Consider the following 16,670-nt stretch of genomic DNA (forward strand, 5'->3'; position numbering starts at 1 on the left):
CCTCCTTAGATAACTCCGTCTTTAGGAACTTCTCACATTACTTTTCTTCGTTTAAGCCTTTTTCTAACGCTTTCCAAGCTAATGTTGCACATTTAATACGCGCTGGAAACTTGCATACACCTTGTAATGCTTCAATATCTCCTAAATCTACGCTGTCATCATACTCTTTTCCTAGCATCATGTCAGAGAAAATTTTCGAAAGCTTAAGTGCATCTTCAATTTTCTTTCCTTTTACCGCTTGCGTCATCATCGAAGCTGAAGACATTGAAATGGAACATCCTTCTCCCTCAAACTTCGCTTCTTTTACGATTCCCTCTTCTACTTTCATCGTAAGCTGAATACAATCGCCGCAAGTTGGGTTGTTTAAGTTAACTGTAACACTATCTTCTAACACGCCATGGTTACGTGGATTCTTATAATGATCCATAATAACTTGACGATATAACGTATCTAAATTATTAAAAGACATTTGTGAAATACTCCTTTGTTTTCGTTAGCGCTTCAACAAATGTATCAATTTCTTCTTTTGTATTATATAAATAGAAGCTTGCACGTGCTGTAGAAGAAGCTTTTAGCCACTTCATAAGCGGTTGTGCACAGTGATGTCCTGCGCGAACCGCAATGCCTTCTACATCTAGTACTGTCGCAACATCGTGTGGATGTACTTCATCAATATTAAATGTAACAAGACCAGCGCGATGCTTTGGACCATAAATTGTAACGCCATCTACTTCCGATAGTCTTTCTAAAGCGTACTGCGCTAATTCATGTTCATGCTTTTCAATATTATCAAGACCGATTTCTTCTAGGAAATCAATTGCTGCTCCAAGTCCGATTGCATTACCGATAATCGGTGTACCGGCTTCAAACTTCCACGGAAGCTCTTTCCATGTAGAATCTTGTAAATCTACAAAATCAATCATTTCACCGCCAAATTCAATTGGCTCCATATTTTCTAGCAATTCCTTCTTACCGTATAATACACCGATACCTGTAGGCCCGCACATTTTATGAGCGGATAACGCATAGAAATCGCAGTTTAAATCTTGTACATCTACTTTCATATGAGGTGTACTTTGTGCACCGTCAACGACCATAATGGCACCGTTTTGATGAGCGATTTCTGCAATTTCTTTTACAGGGTTAATCGTTCCAAGTACGTTTGATACATACATGATAGAAACAATTTTCGTATTTGGTGTAATGGTTTGACGGGCATCTTCAATAGAGATTGTTCCATCTGGCTGAAGCGGAAGATATTTTAACGTTGCCCCTGTTTTCTTTGCAACTTGTTGCCACGGAATAATGTTACTATGGTGCTCCATGTAAGAGATAACAATTTCATCGCCTTCTTTTACATTTTCACGGCCATAACTTGCTGCTACTGTATTTAATGCAGTTGTCGTTCCGCGTGTGAAAATAATTTCTTCCATTGATTTCGCATTAATAAACTTGCGAACTTTCTCACGTGCACCTTCATACGCATCGGTAGCTTTTGTACCGAGCGTATGAACACCGCGATGCACGTTAGAATTATATTCTTTATAATAACGTTCTAACGTTTCAATCACTTGAATTGGTTTTTGAGAAGTTGCTGCACTATCGAAATAAACAAGTTGTTTGCCGTTCACTTTTTGATCAAGAATTGGAAACTGTTTGCGTATTTCATGAATATTCATTAGCGAACTTTCCTTTCAATTACCTCAACAAGCTGTGTTTTTACTCCTTCAATTGGAAGCTCATTTACTACAGGTGCTAAGAATCCATGGATGACTAAGCGTTCCGCTTCTTTCTTCGGAATACCACGACTCATTAAGTAGTATAGTTGTACTGGATCTACGCGGCCAACAGAAGCTGCGTGACCTGCCATTACATCATCTTCATCAATTAGAAGAATTGGATTTGCATCACCGCGTGCTTTTTCACTTAACATAAGAACGCGAGAAGATTGTTGTGCATTTGATTTAGATGCACCGTGTTCAATCTTACCAATTCCGTTAAAGATAGAAGTTGCGCTATCTTTTTGTACACCGTGTTTTAAAATATAACCTTCAGAGTGTTTACCAAAATGAACAACTTTTGTTGTAAAGTTTTGTGTTTGATTGCCGCGACCGATTGTTACTGTTTTTGTATCAGCAAATGATCCGTCACCCATTAAGTTCGTTACGTTCTCTGAAATTGTATCACCGTCGTTCATAAGACCTAATGCCCATTCAATACGAGCATCACGTCCTACAACACCGCGACGATTTACATACGTTGTTACACCTTTCGCTAATAGATCCACTGCACCAAATTTCACCTGTGCACCTTGTTCTACGATTACTTCTGCTACGATATTTGCAATACCAGTAACATTTTCATCTGCTACATAGTTTTCCACGTAAGTTGCAGAACTGTTTTCATCAGCTACGAATAATACATGGTTATATAAGTTTGCTTCTTCGCCATCTACTAAGAATACCGCTTGAAGTGGTGTTTCAAGTACAACGTTTTTTGGAACATATACAAATGCCCCGCCATTGATTAATGCTGCGTGAAGTGCTGTTAAACGATGCTCATCCACTTTCACGCCATCTTTCATTAAGTACTTTTGTACTAATTCAGCATGCTCAGTTGCAGCCGTTACAATATCTGTGAAAATAACACCTTTTTCTTTTGCTTCGTCCGCTAAAGAAACAAATGCTTTTGTGCCAGTGCGTCCGACTAGTACGTTATTATTTTCATCAATTAAGTTTTTCACTGCTTCTGGAAGTTCCGCTAAAGAACTTACAGACTCTTGCTTAAGAGTAGTGCCTTTTCCGATAAAGTCCCATTTATCGATTTTTGTTTTATCAGGCGTTGGCATTGGAAGTTCAGTTGCTTGTGCAAGAGCTTGTAAGCGGAACTCAGTCAACCAAGCAGCTTCGTTTACTTCGCTTGCGCGCTGACGGATTGTTTCTTGATCGAAAGGTAATGTACCGATTGTCATATTTATGCTCCTCTCTTACGCTTCTTGCTCTGCTGTTTCGTCTTCAATACCTAATTCTTTTTTGATCCAGTCATAACCTTCAGCTTCTAGACGTTGAGCAAGCTCAGGACCACCAGATTTTACAATACGACCGTTCATCATAACGTGAACGAAATCTGGAGTAATGTAGTTTAATAAACGTTGGTAATGCGTAATCATTAAGCAACCAAACTCTTCACCGCGCATTGCGTTAATACCTTTAGATACAACTTTTAATGCATCGATATCAAGACCAGAGTCGATTTCATCTAAGATTGCAATTTTTGGCTCAATCATCATTAATTGAAGAATTTCGTTACGTTTTTTCTCACCGCCAGAGAAACCTTCATTTAAGTAACGTTGTGCCATTTCTGGATCCATTTCTAGAAATTCCATGTTTTTATCTAGTTTGCGGATAAATTTCATAAGAGAAATTTCATCGCCTTCCTCGCGGCGTGCATTAATTGCTGAACGTAAGAAGTCAGCGTTTGTTACTCCGCTAATTTCGCTTGGATATTGCATTGCTAGGAATAGACCTGCTTGTGCACGCTCATCTACTTCCATTTCTAGTACATCTTCACCGTCGATGATGATGCTTCCTTCTGTTACTTCATATTTTGGGTGACCCATAATTGCAGAAGATAAAGTTGATTTACCCGTTCCGTTAGGTCCCATAATTGCGTGGATTTCTCCACCTTTTACTTCCAGGTTTACACCTTTTAAAATTTCTTTGCCATCGATTGATACATGTAAGTCTTTAACCGTTAATGTAGAACCAGCCATCTCAATACCTCCAATAATCCTCTATATACATTTTAAAAATTCCTAAAACATTCACATTCTCATTTTATTCTCATTCTAATTTTATATCAAATAAAATGATATCGCAAACGCTGAAAAAAAGTAATAATTTTTTCACAAATGTGTATAGATTTTCCCTCACATTCTATTATGATACACCTTTCTTCTTATATATATAAAGAAAAAAGACTGAGAATTTCTCAGCCTTTTTTCCTGCCATTATTCTTTTACAGGAACAACCGCCCCTTTATATTCTTTCTTGATGAAATCTTCAATTTCTTTCGAATGCAATACTTCTACAAGCGCTTTAATCTCTTTTTTATCTTTATCCCCTTTACGAACTGCCACTACGTTTGTATATGGAGAATCATTACTTTCAATCGCAATTGCATCTTTTCCTGGATCTAATTTTGCATCAATTGCATAGTTTGAGTTAATTAAAACCGCATCGCCTTCCTTGTTGTTATACACTTGTGGCAATAGACCTGGTTCGATATCTGTTTTAAACTTCAAGTTCTTTGGATTTTCCGCAATATCTTTTGTTGTTGCTTTCACAGGATCTACACCATCTTTAATTTTTAAAATGCCCTCTTTTTGTAAGATTGCTAATCCGCGGCCATGATCAGCCACAGAGTTACTCATAATTACTGTCGCTCCATCTGGAAGCTCTTTTAAGCTTTTATATTTTTGAGAGTATACTCCAATCGGTTCTAAATGAATTTTGCCTGCTATTTCAAACTTATACCCTTTATCCTTTATTTCTTTCTCTAAATACGGAATATGCTGGAAATAGTTTGCATCTAATTCTTTATCTGCTAATGATTTATTCGGTAATACATAGTCCTGAAATTTTTCAATTTTTAACACAACGCCCTTTTTCTCAAGCAATGGTTTTGCCTTCTCTAAAATCTCAGCGTGCGGTACATTAGAAGCACCGACAACAAGCTTATCTTCACTTTTCCCACCGCAAGCTGTTAATCCAAAAATTGATGTCGTAATAAGTGCTGAAAGTAATAATTTTTTCATGTTGTTAACATCCTTCCTAATTTTTAATCGATTTATCGTTTATCAATCCGAGTTGTCGCAAAATCTCCAATAAATTGAATGAAAAACACAACCAGCAATACACAAATTGTCGCAACAATTGTCACATCGTTGTTTCCCCGCTGGAACCCTTCTAAATATGCTAGTGTACCGAGTCCGCCAGCGCCAACAACGCCTGCCATTGCTGTATAACCAACAAGTGCAATTGTCGTTACGGTAATACCAGATACAAGTGCTGGCAAAGATTCTGGAATTAATACTTTCCAAATAATTGTGCTTGTTTTCGCTCCCATTGCCTTTGAAGCTTCAATCACACCTTTATCAATTTCACGAAGCGCGATTTCAACCATTCTCGCATAAAATGGGGCCGCTCCAATAATCAAAGCAGGCAATGCTGCACTTGCTCCAAGAATTGTTCCAAGAAGAATCTTTGTAAACGGAATAAGTAGAATGATTAAAATGATGAACGGGATTGATCTAAAAATATTTACGAATGCCCCGATTCCTGTATGAATCACTTTGTTTTCCCACAAATTATCCTTCGCTGTCATAAAGAGCAGTAATCCTAACATAAGTCCTAAAATAAATGTGGCAATTGCTGCGATTGCCGTCATGTATAATGTTTCTCCTGTTGCTTCTAGCATTTGATTCCAATCGACATTTGTGAGCAATTTATCCATGTGCAACCACCTCCAGCTCTACTTTCTCTTGATGGATTCCTGCTATTGCCTGCTGAATGGCTGCTTCTTCACCATTTAAATGAACAATTAAGCTTCCGTATGCTCCATTATTTGTCTGCGCGATATTTCCTTGAAGCACGCTAACTTCTACATCCTCTCTCCTCATTAACCCTTGTAACACTGGGCGCTCTACAGAATCTCCAATAAATTGCAAACGAATGACTTTACCATCTGGGTATTTCTCTAATAAGTTTTCAATCGTTTCATTCGTATCTTCAGAATCTGTTAATTGCTGAACAAATCGCTTTGTAATCTCTTGCTGCGGATTACGAAATACCTCTAGTACAGGACCTGTCTCTACAATTTTCCCTTTTTCCATCACTGCAACACGATTACAAATCTTTTGAATCACATGCATTTCATGAGTAATAAGCACAATGGTTAAGTTAAGGCGTTTATTAATATCTAGTAGTAAATCTAAAATTTGATCTGTTGTTTCCGGATCAAGCGCCGATGTTGCTTCATCACATAAAAGTACTTTCGGATTGTTAGCCAACGCTCTTGCAATCCCGACGCGTTGTTTTTGTCCACCGCTCAGTTGAGATGGATAAGCATCTCCTCTCCCTTCTAATCCGACAAGACGAATAAGCTCATCTACACGTTTCTTTCGCTCCTTTTTATCCACACCGGCAATCTCGAGAGGAAAAGCAATATTCTCACGAACAGTTCTTGACCAAAGTAAATTGAAATGTTGAAAGATCATCCCAATTTCTTGTCTTGCCTTTCGAAGTTCATTACCGGTAATGGCTGAAATCAAACGATTAGCAACTGTAATTTGACCAGAAGTTGGTTTCTCCAACTGATTAAACAAGCGAATTAACGAACTCTTACCTGCACCGCTATATCCGATAACCCCAAAAATTTCGCCTTCCTCTATTTTTAAATTGGCCCGATCTACAGCAATCACATCACCGTTTTTTGACTGATATATCTTTTTCACATTTTCTAATAGAATCATGATGTTCACCCCTTTAATTAAAAAGCGTAAGTAGCTCGTTCAGAATGACTCTCACATTTTTTATTTTTGGTGTAAGAATACTGAACTGTCGCCATCTGCTCAATTTCTTATCGATTTTTCCTGTTGTTTAAATGTCCTCCTCATTCAAACAACAAAAAAACCTTTCTGCTTTACAATGAGCAGAAAGGTTTTTATGCGTATATCAACATAATCCTTTCTCTCATCTCTCAAAGCATTTGCTTTGCAGGAATTGGCACCATTTCAACAAAATCGTTGACGGTTGCCGGGCTTCATAGGGCACAGTCCCTCCACCTCTCTTGATAAGAGAAATCAGATCTAATTTTCTTCTGATTCAAAATTTATGAAATTATCTATATTTTATGACTTGAATTTTATCAATATACATTCACTCTGTCAACAAAAAATTTCTTAAAAAGAAAATTTTAAGAATATTAAGCGCCCACTGGCATTGGTTTACAAATATGAAACATGGACTCCAATAATAGCATCGTGCGATATGTCCCCGCATAATGTACACGACCTTCATGAATTAGCTTTTGCAAACGAACATTCCCTGTAACTAATTGTTGTAAATCTTCTTCTTTAAAACAGTGGATTTGTTCGGTTCCCCTATCTCCTTTTACAAGCTGTATATAATCCCTTGAAATTTGGAGGGAATGGCACTCATCTCCAAAATGAATACTAATGACTTTTCCTGCTTGACGCAAAAGAGGTTCTAAATGATATTGTTTATTAGCATGTGTTACAAATGATTGAAGCATTGAATATAATTTCATTCTCATCACATCCTTCATATCACTTTCTACTAATACCTTTCCATTCCCTAAGCATCAATCCTCTTCCTTTTGCTCGACAAATACTGTATTACCTCTGCCATTTCAACATATTTCCCAAGAAATGTGTCGAGGCGGCAAATTTTTTGCCGCCTACTGTAGTTCCTTATATAAATATTCAACTGAATGAAATGCATATATTTTCTTCTTCAACGTTCCATTTTCAAATATGAGTAAACAAGGAACACTTTCTATCTCATATTCACGTGCTAAATGCGGAGCATAATTTAAATCTAACATGCCAACTTCTAAGTCAACAATCGTTGCTTCTACAACAGTTAACATTTTTTTCGCCAATTGGCATGTACCACACATTGGAGTATATACATATAACACTGTTTTTTCTTGATTCACTATTAGATTTGTGGCTTCAGCACCTGTCCAGTCAATCACTTCTATCATCATTCCTTACCGTAAATATTCTGTATAAACATCAATGTCAGCTCCCCATAATACATTTGCTAAATGTGAAGACGGTGCAGTTGCTACTTCACGATATGAACGATCAATATAAATATGTTCAGCCTGCGGAAATTCCTTACGAAATTGCTTGCGAAGCTTTTCTCCTGCATCATCAGCATCCACTAGCACATATACTTCTTTATCAAAAAACTGATCAATGAGCTCATCCATTTTCGACAAACCAATTGTACCATTTGTACAAACAATTTCCACCGGTTCTCGAATAATAGATTCAATCTTTCTTCTATCTGATTTACCTTCTACAATAATGACCTTTTCTACATAAACCATGTGTCATCACCCGATCACCATATACTATAAAACAACCTTACTTTCGTATATAGTATATTCGATATTCCCATCTTGTTTCCTGTTTATTTTTACAAAGAAAAGCACAAGCGGCTCGTTCAGAATGTAAGGGGGATATGGTTTCTCATTCCTTTTGATAACAATGTACTATAAAAATTAAAAAAGACAGCACATAGGCTGCCTCTTTTATCTAGAATCAAATTAGTCTTGGTTTGTCATTTCTGCGTATTTTTCTGCAGTTAATAGTTTTTCAACTTCACTTGCATCAGAAAGTTCAACTTTCACCATCCATGCACCTTCGTATGGAGACTCGTTAACAAGTTCTGGTTGATCGCTTAATTCTTCGTTTACTGCTACAACTTTACCACTTACAGGTGCGTATAATTCAGAAACTGTTTTAACAGATTCTACGCTTCCGAATGGCTCATTAGCTTCAAGTGTTGCACCTACTTCAGGAAGTTCAACGAATACGATATCGCCTAGCTCACTTTGTGCGAAATGAGTAATACCGATAACAACTTGATTCCCTTCAGTTTTTACCCATTCGTGTTCTTCAGAGTAACGTAAATGATTTGGAATGCTCATGACTGTACCTCCAGTGAATGTATTAATTATGTAAAAATACCTTATTGGTACTTTTTCCACATACTTTCAAACTGCTCTTCATTAAAGCCAAGTGTTACATTTGTTCCATCTGTTACAATCGGACGTTTAATTAACATACCATCGGACGCTAAAAGTTCAAACATTTCGTCTTCACTTGCAACCTTTAACTTATCTTTTAAACCAAGCTCACGATAACGCATACCGCTTGTATTAAAAAATTTCTTTAACGGCAATTCACTTTTCATATGCAAATTGCGTAATTCTTCTTGTGACGGTGGATTTTCAACAATATGAATCATCTCATATGCTACATCGTTTGCCTCAAACCATTTCTTTGCTTTTTGACATGTGCCACATTTTGGGTATGAATAAAATGTTACTGTCATAAATTCACCTACTTTTTTACTAACCTTTACCTTTATCATATAGAAAACGTTTTATTATTTCAAACCATTATTTCTTCAAACTTTAATTTATTTCGTGATAATTTTTAATAATCCTGCAAATTTCTTTATTTGTTCCACTATCAAAAGAAAACAATATAACAAAAAATACATATTTTTATCATATTTAGGGCGAACATATATATTAAACAAACGTTTATTTAAACAATAAGAAGCCTTATTTAAAGGCTCCTCTCATTGTCTATTTAAATAATCCGCAATCGCCTGAAACACAATAATATACATATTATGAACACTTTCCTCTGCAGCGCCACCGTTTGTTAAACCGGTCCCCCACTGCTGTCCTTCACCGCTTCCGATATTTACAAACCCTTGCGTATACATTGCATTTTCATCCTTCGGTGCATGGTTATAATCTAGCTTCTTCTTTATAAAAAGCGAATAAGATTTATCTTGTAAGCCAATAAAAAATACTGGTTTCTTTATTGATAAAAACAATTCTTTATACCGTTCGTTTGATGCTTCTTGAAACTTCTCCTTCATCACAAGAAAGCCATCTACTTCCGCTAATTTTTGTTCCATTTCGTTTAATGCTATATTTTCAAACTTCACATTTCTGAATGTATCTTTTGGTTTCTCACCAATAACACCAATGACAAGCGCTCTGCCATTATACTCTAATGCTCCTCCCGCTTCTCCCTTTGTACATCCAGTTCCTACTAAACATAAAAGTATAAAAAAGAACAAGAAAGACAAACGTTTCATCCCGCACCCCTCCATTTTTTAGGTCAAATGACAAAAATGTAAGTAAAATCAATGGCTCATTTGAAGTTTCTATATTATAATCAACAAGGTTTACTTACATTACAAAATAATAGGAGATCATCATGAGAAAATATAAACTTTCATCGTTTCTTCCATTAACTTATATACTTCTACTTGTACTCGTAAGTCCCCTTTACGATGTACTGAATAAATCGAGTGCCCATGCTGTCGATGTTACAACTATCGTTGATGATTGGATTCCATTTGTAAAAGTATTTATTATCCCCTATTTAATTTGGTTTCCATATTTATATGGCGCACTGATCTACTATTGCTTTGCCGACAGAAAACAATATTATGTAACATTAAGTGGCATTATTCTTGGAAAGTTAACTTGTTTTTCCATTTATTACTTTTGGCAAACAACTGTACCGCGTCCGGCAGTCGTTGGCACTGATCTATTTTCTAACTTAGTTCGCTACATTTATAGCATTGATCAGCCTGTCAACTGTTTTCCTAGCATTCATGTTCTCACAACATTTGTGATTATGTTAGCTGCCTTTAAGCGAAGAGAGCAACATAAATGGGAATATTACTTGCTTACTTTCTTTGGCATGCTCATCATTTTATCAACACTATTTACAAAACAACATGCCTTTATCGACGCTGTATCTGGCATAACACTAGCAAGCATACTCTATTTCAGTATCCAACTCTTATTAGTAAACAGATATAGCGGAATAACGATTTCAGTCAAGCAATCTTATAAAGTAAATCAATAGAGATTTTCTCCTACCTCACTCCCACCTATTTGGCATCTTGAGGTAAGAGTTTTACTGCCTATAACATATAAATGAAAAGCAGACTGTGGCTTCTTCAGTCTGCTTTTCTCTCTATATAAAGGAGATTTTTAATCTTCATTTAAGATTGTGGCACAGTCATATCTCCAGAATGAATACGACCTGCTTTTCGTAATGCGATATAAATGATATATGAAACAGCTACTGGAATTACGATATAAGTGATTACCATCGCTGGTACAACACCTAATCCTTGGTTAGAAATTAAATTAATAGGTGCGATGAAAGAACTTAATCCAAGACCAGCAATTTCTTTTCCTGCTTCCAGTTGGAAAATGAGTGCAGAAACAGGACCGACAATTGCGCTCGCAACGACAGTTGGGAGAAGAATGATTGGATTTTTAGTGATATTGGGAAGTTGTACTTTCGGAGTACAAAGTGCTTGTGCTAAAATGCCACCTAAATTATTTTCCTTTGCTGAGATCACGGAAAATCCAATAAATTGAGCAACACACCCTGCCAGTGCTGCACCGCCTGCTACTCCATCTAAGCTAAGCGCAATTGCTAAAGCTGCCGATGAAGCTGGAGAAATAAGTAATAATCCCCAAGCAACTGCTAGTACGACAGAAGCAAGAAATGGGCTACCAGCTGAACTTTCTTTAATAAATGCACCAACTGCATTTAAGACTGGGCTAATATTTTGAGATAACCAAATCCCAACAATACCAGAACCTAATATTGCAGCAGAAGGAACAAGCATCATATCTAAAGCCGTTTTTCCACTTAATCGTTTTCCGATATAAACCGCTAAAGTTGCTGTTAATAGCGCACCAATCGGTTCACCAGTTTTAATCATTAGACCAGCTGCAGTGATGGAAATCGCCCCAGCTCCAATGGCCCCAGCAATCATCGCCGAGAAAATAACAAGCCCATTCGCCCCTAACATGAAGGCAATTCCGGCTCCAATCGCTGGTGCCATAAGTGATTTTGCAACAACTCCAATTGTAATTAACATCGGTATATCAAAGATTCGTCCAATATTTTCAATCAGCAAACCAATTCCGAGAGATACAAAAATACCTTGTGCAATTCCGGCAGAACCTTTAAAAACACGAGACATAATATATTCCTTCATCTGTTTCACCTTCTCCTAGTTTAGTAACCAATTGTTTTCATATAATCACGTAAAATATCATTTGACTTTGCAAATCGACTTTCTTCAGTTTCTGTTAAGTTTAGTTCAACAACTTCTTTCACACCATCTCTTGTAATAATCGCTGGTACCCCTGTACAAATATCATACTCACCATATTCACCATCTAAAATAGCTGAAACGGCGATTACACGATAATCATCATTAAAGATAGATTTTACAATATATGCGAGTGAGTTGCCAATACCATAATAAGTAGTTCCTTTTCGTTTATAAATTTCCCAACCAGCTTTTGCAGTTTTTTCCACAATTGCATCTAAGTCAATTTCACCAAAACGATCTTTCCCTTCCTCTAAAATTTGTAAAATAGGTTTCCCTCCCACTGTTACATGAGACCAAGCAACCATTTGAGAATCACCATGTTCCCCTAATGAATAACCGTGAATACTACGAGGATCCACTTCTAACATTTCAGATAAAATCGTTCTTAATCGAGAGGAATCTAACGATGTTCCAGTACCAATCACACGATTTCTTGGTAAACCAGATAATTTCCAAACTTGATACGTAATAATATCAACTGGGTTTGAAGCAATTAAGAAAATGCCATCAAATCCACTTTTCATTACACAAGCTACAACACTTTCCATAATTTTTGCACTTGCCCCTAAAGTATCTAATCGACTTTGCCCAGGCTTTGGCGCTGGACCTGCTGTAATAATAACAATGTCCATGTCTTTGCAGTTTTCATACGTACCTGCATATACTTTTGTTCTTGTATTTGTAAAGTTAATACAGTGTGATAAATCCATCGCTTCACCAACTGCACGTTCATGGTCTATATCAATTAATGCTAATTCTTCACAGATGCCTTGATTCACAATTGAATACGCACAGCTTGACCCAACTAATCCAGTTCCAATAATTGCGATTTTTCTTGTGTTTCTATTCATAATAATCTCTCCTAATTGAATCGGTAATCTAATTTCACTTATTATTATAAAGATTTCAAATATAGAAAACATGGATACATTGTGAAATTTTGAGCATTCTTTATGTATATTTCGTGAAACATCTACCTTTGTTTTGTCATATTTGTTACATATAAAAAAATATTTTCTACGTATTTATTGACTTATCCAAATGCAAAAAAAACCGGGTAAATGTTACCCGATTTTTTTCGCTCTATTGTGCACTTAATTCATTTTTCAATTGCTGAACAATCATTGGATTTGCAGGGGCTGCTGGTTTATAGTAATTTTTTTGCTTTGCATATTCAAATACCTTGCGTTGTCTTAATTCATCTTGATTTCGAATATGAATTAACGTTTGGCGTAACTGTTCATTATTGGACTCCGCTATGTAATGAGCATAACTCGCTAAGCTTGCATTTAATCCTGCTAAATAATCATTTACCATATCTTTTTCATTCATCTTTCATTTCCTCCTATCCTAAAAAAGACATTAATTGTTGCTTTGTATTTCTTGCCGCTTGCGCATCTTGTTGCAGTATTTGCTTTAATTGAGGATCTGTGCATTGTTGCGCGTACTGATCTAACTTGTTTGCAATTGTTGTGTGTCCTCCAATAATATGGCGTAAATTTTCTAACTCAAGCTCTGTTAAATTTGGCATAACTAAGACCTTCCTTTCATTGCTCATTCTTCATTTAGTATTTATTTGTTTTTAGATTGTATACATATAAAGTTACGACATGAGATAATGATTCACGAAAAAAAGATGAATCGTTACGAGGGCACTGAAAAACTCCACTTCATAAGAAAGAGGATCCCACCACCTACTATATAAAGGTTATGGGATCCTTTTTAATTTCAACATATTGATAAAATGCGTGTTATTTTCTCAAAGTAACCACTTTTTCAGTGGCCTCATCGTTACATTCATCTTTTTTCAAAATTGACATATTGATTTTTAAACGCATTTCCTAAATCCCGAGCACGATTGATAAAACTATACTTCTTCTCTAAAACCCTATTTGAACTACTCCCACTTGCTCATTGGACTACACCCTACACATTCTTTGAAGTGGAAGTATTCTGTCGGAAACTGATAAAGAAATTCTTCTTTTATTAGAGTAATAATAGCTACATTTACAATCTTATTTTTCTTTCAAGATGCAAATCCAAATATATCCGTATTGAACTACCCCCACTTAACACTCTTACGAGCTGTTTGAAGTGGGAGATTCCTAAGAACACCAACCTAACGGTTAGTTATTGATTAGGCTATCCCCGTAGTCCCTACGGTTAGAAGTCTTATTGCTTCATTTTTTAGATTGATACTTGCATTCATATCTCGATCGTGATGTGTGCCACAAGAAGGACAATCCCATTCACGTAGGTTGAGATTCTTAACGTCTTTGTTTTGGTAACCGCAAACTGAACATAATTGAGAGCTTGCAAAGGTTTTAGACACAGTTACTACCTGTTTGCCATACCACTTTGCTTTGTATTCTAACATCGTTCTAAATTGCGACCATGATACTTCACGAATTGCTTTCGCTAACTTACGGTTCTTCAACATATTTGACACTTGCAAATCTTCCATACCAATGATGTCGTGGTTTTTGACAATGTAAGTAGAGATTTTTTGCAAATAGTCTGTTCTTGCATTCGTGATGTTCTCATGGATGCAAGCTACTTTACGTTTTTGCTTTTGATAGTTTTTTGCTTCATCCAGTTTGCATTTTCGTTTTAACGCTAATTCCTGTCGCTAATACAGACGGCTTATACTGCAACAATTTTTGCGCACTCTTTAATGCTGTTTCTGCGTGCCATGTTCCAAGCGCAGGAAATGGAAATAGCCATTTCAATTGCCCTGCTACCGCAACTCTTCCACAAGTTTGGAAAGCATCACCAACGATCAGTGCATCGTTTCTTGTATCTAAAATTTTCTGACTAATACAAAAAACAGCCACCTAAGTGACTGTTTTTTTGTTACGTATTAAACTATATAACGCTCCTCCTCTAAAATCTTCGCTGCAATTTCACGCTTCTTCGGAATAACATTCATTGGCGTGTGGCGAGTTAGTTTGCGAAGCGCTGATAGCATCATGCGCAACATATCACCGTTTTCCACTGCGATAATTGTTTCTTTTGCATCTGCTTCAATTTGGTTGAACGCTTCTTGACAGAATACTTCCGTGTATAATACTTTTTGTTTATTCTTTTCAAGACCCGTTGCTTTGATTGCTTTTTCCGTACGGAGCAAGGCTGATTCCATTGCGTATAAATTACTTACAATATCAGCAATATTCACAAGAATTTCCTGTTCTTTCTCAAGCGCTTTACCGTATTTTTGAGCTGCTAATCCAGCTACCATTAAGCCGATTTTCTTCGCATTCTTGACTAAATGTTTTTGAAGTGCTAATGGCTCATCGCCTACTTCTTCTGGCATCATCATCATTAATTCTTCTTGTAGTTTTTGTGCTTTTTGCAGTAATGGTAGTTCCCCTTTCATTGCTTTACGTAAGAACGTACCCGGTACGATTAAACGGTTAATTTCGTTCGTTCCTTCGAAAATACGGTTAATACGAGAATCACGATACATTCTTTCAATCTCATACTCTGCCATGAATCCATAACCACCGTGAATTTGTACTCCTTCATCTACTACATAATCTAATACTTCAGAACCAAATACTTTATTTAATGAACACTCAATTGCATATTCTGCAATTGAAGCTGCTACTGCTTTCCCATCTTTTACTTCTTTCTCAGTTAATGTGCTCATACGACTTTCAAATAAGCCCACTGTACGATAAACAGAACTTTCCGCTGCATATGTTTTCGCTGCCATATTCGCAAGCTTTTCTTGAATTAATGGGAAACGAGCGATTGGTTGCTTAAATTGTTGACGCTGGTTCGCATATTCTGCTGAAATTTCTATTGCGCGTTTTGCCGATCCAACTGTACCAACACCTAGTTTATAACGGCCGATATTTAAAATATTAAATGCAATCACATGCCCTTTACCAATTTCGCCAAGAACATTTTCTTTTGGTACTAATGCATCTTCTAAAATTAATGTACGAGTTGATGAACATTTAATACCCATTTTCTTTTCTTCAGGGCTTGTCGATACACCTGGATATTCTTTTTCTACGATAAATGCAGAAAAGTGCTCGCCATCAACTTTTGCATATACGATAAACACATCCGCAAAGGCTGAGTTTGTAATCCATTGTTTTTCTCCGTTTAACACATAGTGCGTACCTTCTGCATTTAAACGTGCAGTGGTTTTTGCACCTAATGCATCAGACCCAGATCCTGGCTCAGTTAATGCATATGCAGCTAACTTTTCACCAGTTGCAAGTAGTGGTAAATATTTTTTCTTCTGATCTTCGTTACCAAATAATACGATTGGTAATGATCCGATACCGACGTGAGCACCATGTGTAATAGCAAACCCACCAGCGCGCGCAAATTTCTCAGCAATTAAAGCCGAACTCACTTTATCAAGACCAATTCCGCCGTACTCTTCTGGTACATCAGCCCCTAATAATCCTAGTTCACCAGCTTCTTTCAATAGACGAACAGAACGATCAAACTCATGTTGCTCTAAATATTCAAGCTCTGGCAAAACCTCATTTACGATAAAGTCTTCTGTTGTTTTTGCTATCATTTTATGCTCATCTGTATAATCTTCTGGTGTAAATACTTGATCAATTGTAATCTCATCAATTAAAAAGCTACCGCCCTTTACTGCATTCCCCACTGTTTTTTCCATGAAAAATTCCTCCTTCATATTTTCATAAGCTGTATCTC

The 16,670-nt window shown here is 36.6% G+C and carries 19 protein-coding genes, 2 pseudogenes and 1 riboswitch; of the genes and pseudogenes, 1 reads left to right on the forward strand and 20 read right to left on the reverse strand.

Features of this window, described 5'->3' with window-relative positions:
* Positions 1 to 37: 37 nt before the first annotated feature.
* The 13 genes from sufU to BCER98_RS18150 form a co-directional block, all read right to left on the reverse strand.
* Positions 38 to 469, reverse strand: a complete 432-nt coding sequence (gene sufU, locus BCER98_RS18090) for a Fe-S cluster assembly sulfur transfer protein SufU (RefSeq protein WP_012096028.1) — start codon at positions 467 to 469, stop codon at positions 38 to 40.
* Positions 459 to 1,679, reverse strand: coding sequence for a cysteine desulfurase SufS (gene sufS, locus BCER98_RS18095; protein ID WP_012096029.1), 1,221 nt, complete (start codon positions 1,677 to 1,679; stop codon positions 459 to 461). The genes sufU and sufS overlap by 11 nt, the downstream gene beginning before the upstream one ends.
* Complete coding sequence (sufD, locus tag BCER98_RS18100) at positions 1,679 to 2,971, reverse strand: Fe-S cluster assembly protein SufD (protein ID WP_012096030.1); 1,293 nt, start codon at positions 2,969 to 2,971, stop codon at positions 1,679 to 1,681. The genes sufS and sufD overlap by 1 nt, the downstream gene beginning before the upstream one ends.
* A gap of 15 nt (positions 2,972 to 2,986) precedes the next feature.
* Positions 2,987 to 3,772 (reverse strand): Fe-S cluster assembly ATPase SufC, encoded by a 786-nt coding sequence (gene sufC, locus BCER98_RS18105; RefSeq protein ID WP_012096031.1) that lies wholly within the window; start codon positions 3,770 to 3,772, stop codon positions 2,987 to 2,989.
* Positions 3,773 to 4,009: 237 nt separating this feature from the next.
* Positions 4,010 to 4,816, reverse strand: a complete 807-nt coding sequence (metQ, locus tag BCER98_RS18110; protein ID WP_012096032.1) for a methionine ABC transporter substrate-binding lipoprotein MetQ — start codon at positions 4,814 to 4,816, stop codon at positions 4,010 to 4,012.
* Positions 4,817 to 4,848: 32 nt separating this feature from the next.
* A complete protein-coding gene (locus BCER98_RS18115) occupies positions 4,849 to 5,514 on the reverse strand; it encodes a methionine ABC transporter permease (protein ID WP_012096033.1) in 666 nt (221 codons plus the stop codon).
* Entirely contained in the window at positions 5,507 to 6,532 is a 1,026-nt protein-coding gene (locus BCER98_RS18120) for a methionine ABC transporter ATP-binding protein (RefSeq protein WP_012096034.1), read from the reverse strand. The genes BCER98_RS18115 and BCER98_RS18120 overlap by 8 nt, the downstream gene beginning before the upstream one ends.
* A 217-nt stretch (positions 6,533 to 6,749) precedes the next feature.
* Positions 6,750 to 6,859, reverse strand: a riboswitch (SAM riboswitch).
* Between the two features lie 125 nt (positions 6,860 to 6,984).
* Entirely contained in the window at positions 6,985 to 7,329 is a 345-nt protein-coding gene (locus BCER98_RS18125) for a hypothetical protein (RefSeq protein ID WP_041810111.1), read from the reverse strand.
* A 150-nt stretch (positions 7,330 to 7,479) separates the two neighbouring features.
* On the reverse strand, positions 7,480 to 7,788 hold the full coding sequence (locus BCER98_RS18130; protein WP_087099319.1) for a thioredoxin family protein: 309 nt from the start codon (positions 7,786 to 7,788) through the stop codon (positions 7,480 to 7,482).
* A gap of 6 nt (positions 7,789 to 7,794) precedes the next feature.
* The gene (locus BCER98_RS18135; RefSeq protein WP_012096037.1) at positions 7,795 to 8,139 is read right to left on the reverse strand and encodes a toprim domain-containing protein; all 345 of its coding nucleotides are present in this window, start codon (positions 8,137 to 8,139) and stop codon (positions 7,795 to 7,797) included.
* Positions 8,140 to 8,358: 219 nt separating this feature from the next.
* Positions 8,359 to 8,742 (reverse strand): glycine cleavage system protein GcvH, encoded by a 384-nt coding sequence (gene gcvH / locus BCER98_RS18140; protein ID WP_012096038.1) that lies wholly within the window; start codon positions 8,740 to 8,742, stop codon positions 8,359 to 8,361.
* A 41-nt stretch (positions 8,743 to 8,783) separates the two neighbouring features.
* A complete protein-coding gene (locus BCER98_RS18145) occupies positions 8,784 to 9,149 on the reverse strand; it encodes an arsenate reductase family protein (RefSeq protein ID WP_012096039.1) in 366 nt (121 codons plus the stop codon).
* A gap of 252 nt (positions 9,150 to 9,401) precedes the next feature.
* Positions 9,402 to 9,932 (reverse strand): hypothetical protein, encoded by a 531-nt coding sequence (locus BCER98_RS18150; RefSeq protein WP_012096040.1) that lies wholly within the window; start codon positions 9,930 to 9,932, stop codon positions 9,402 to 9,404.
* Between the two features lie 122 nt (positions 9,933 to 10,054).
* Here BCER98_RS18150 and BCER98_RS18155 point away from each other — a divergent pair, with 122 nt between their 5' ends.
* Complete coding sequence (locus BCER98_RS18155; protein ID WP_012096041.1) at positions 10,055 to 10,714, forward strand: phosphatase PAP2 family protein; 660 nt, start codon at positions 10,055 to 10,057, stop codon at positions 10,712 to 10,714.
* Positions 10,715 to 10,853: 139 nt separating this feature from the next.
* On the opposite strand, the gene BCER98_RS18160 is transcribed toward BCER98_RS18155, so the two are convergent.
* The 7 genes and pseudogenes from BCER98_RS18160 to BCER98_RS18185 form a co-directional block, all read right to left on the reverse strand.
* Entirely contained in the window at positions 10,854 to 11,867 is a 1,014-nt protein-coding gene (locus tag BCER98_RS18160) for a PTS transporter subunit IIC (protein ID WP_012096042.1), read from the reverse strand.
* A gap of 20 nt (positions 11,868 to 11,887) precedes the next feature.
* The gene (locus BCER98_RS18165) at positions 11,888 to 12,838 is read right to left on the reverse strand and encodes an L-lactate dehydrogenase (protein WP_012096043.1); all 951 of its coding nucleotides are present in this window, start codon (positions 12,836 to 12,838) and stop codon (positions 11,888 to 11,890) included.
* A gap of 232 nt (positions 12,839 to 13,070) precedes the next feature.
* On the reverse strand, positions 13,071 to 13,319 hold the full coding sequence (locus tag BCER98_RS18170) for a spore coat protein (protein ID WP_012096044.1): 249 nt from the start codon (positions 13,317 to 13,319) through the stop codon (positions 13,071 to 13,073).
* Positions 13,320 to 13,332: 13 nt separating this feature from the next.
* The gene (locus BCER98_RS18175) at positions 13,333 to 13,518 is read right to left on the reverse strand and encodes a hypothetical protein (RefSeq protein WP_012096045.1); all 186 of its coding nucleotides are present in this window, start codon (positions 13,516 to 13,518) and stop codon (positions 13,333 to 13,335) included.
* Positions 13,519 to 14,124: 606 nt separating this feature from the next.
* Positions 14,125 to 14,616: pseudogene (locus tag BCER98_RS18180) on the reverse strand (RNA-guided endonuclease TnpB family protein); the annotation flags it as partial.
* Positions 14,576 to 14,803: pseudogene (locus BCER98_RS22700) on the reverse strand (hypothetical protein); the annotation flags it as partial. The pseudogenes BCER98_RS22700 and BCER98_RS18180, both read right to left, overlap by 41 nt.
* Positions 14,804 to 14,847: 44 nt before the next feature.
* Positions 14,848 to 16,632: an acyl-CoA dehydrogenase family protein gene (locus BCER98_RS18185; protein WP_012096046.1), complete on the reverse strand. Its 1,785-nt coding sequence runs from the start codon at positions 16,630 to 16,632 to the stop codon at positions 14,848 to 14,850.
* Positions 16,633 to 16,670 lie beyond the last annotated feature (38 nt).

This window comes from Bacillus cytotoxicus NVH 391-98 (assembly GCF_000017425.1).
Classification (GTDB): domain Bacteria; phylum Bacillota; class Bacilli; order Bacillales; family Bacillaceae_G; genus Bacillus_A; species Bacillus_A cytotoxicus.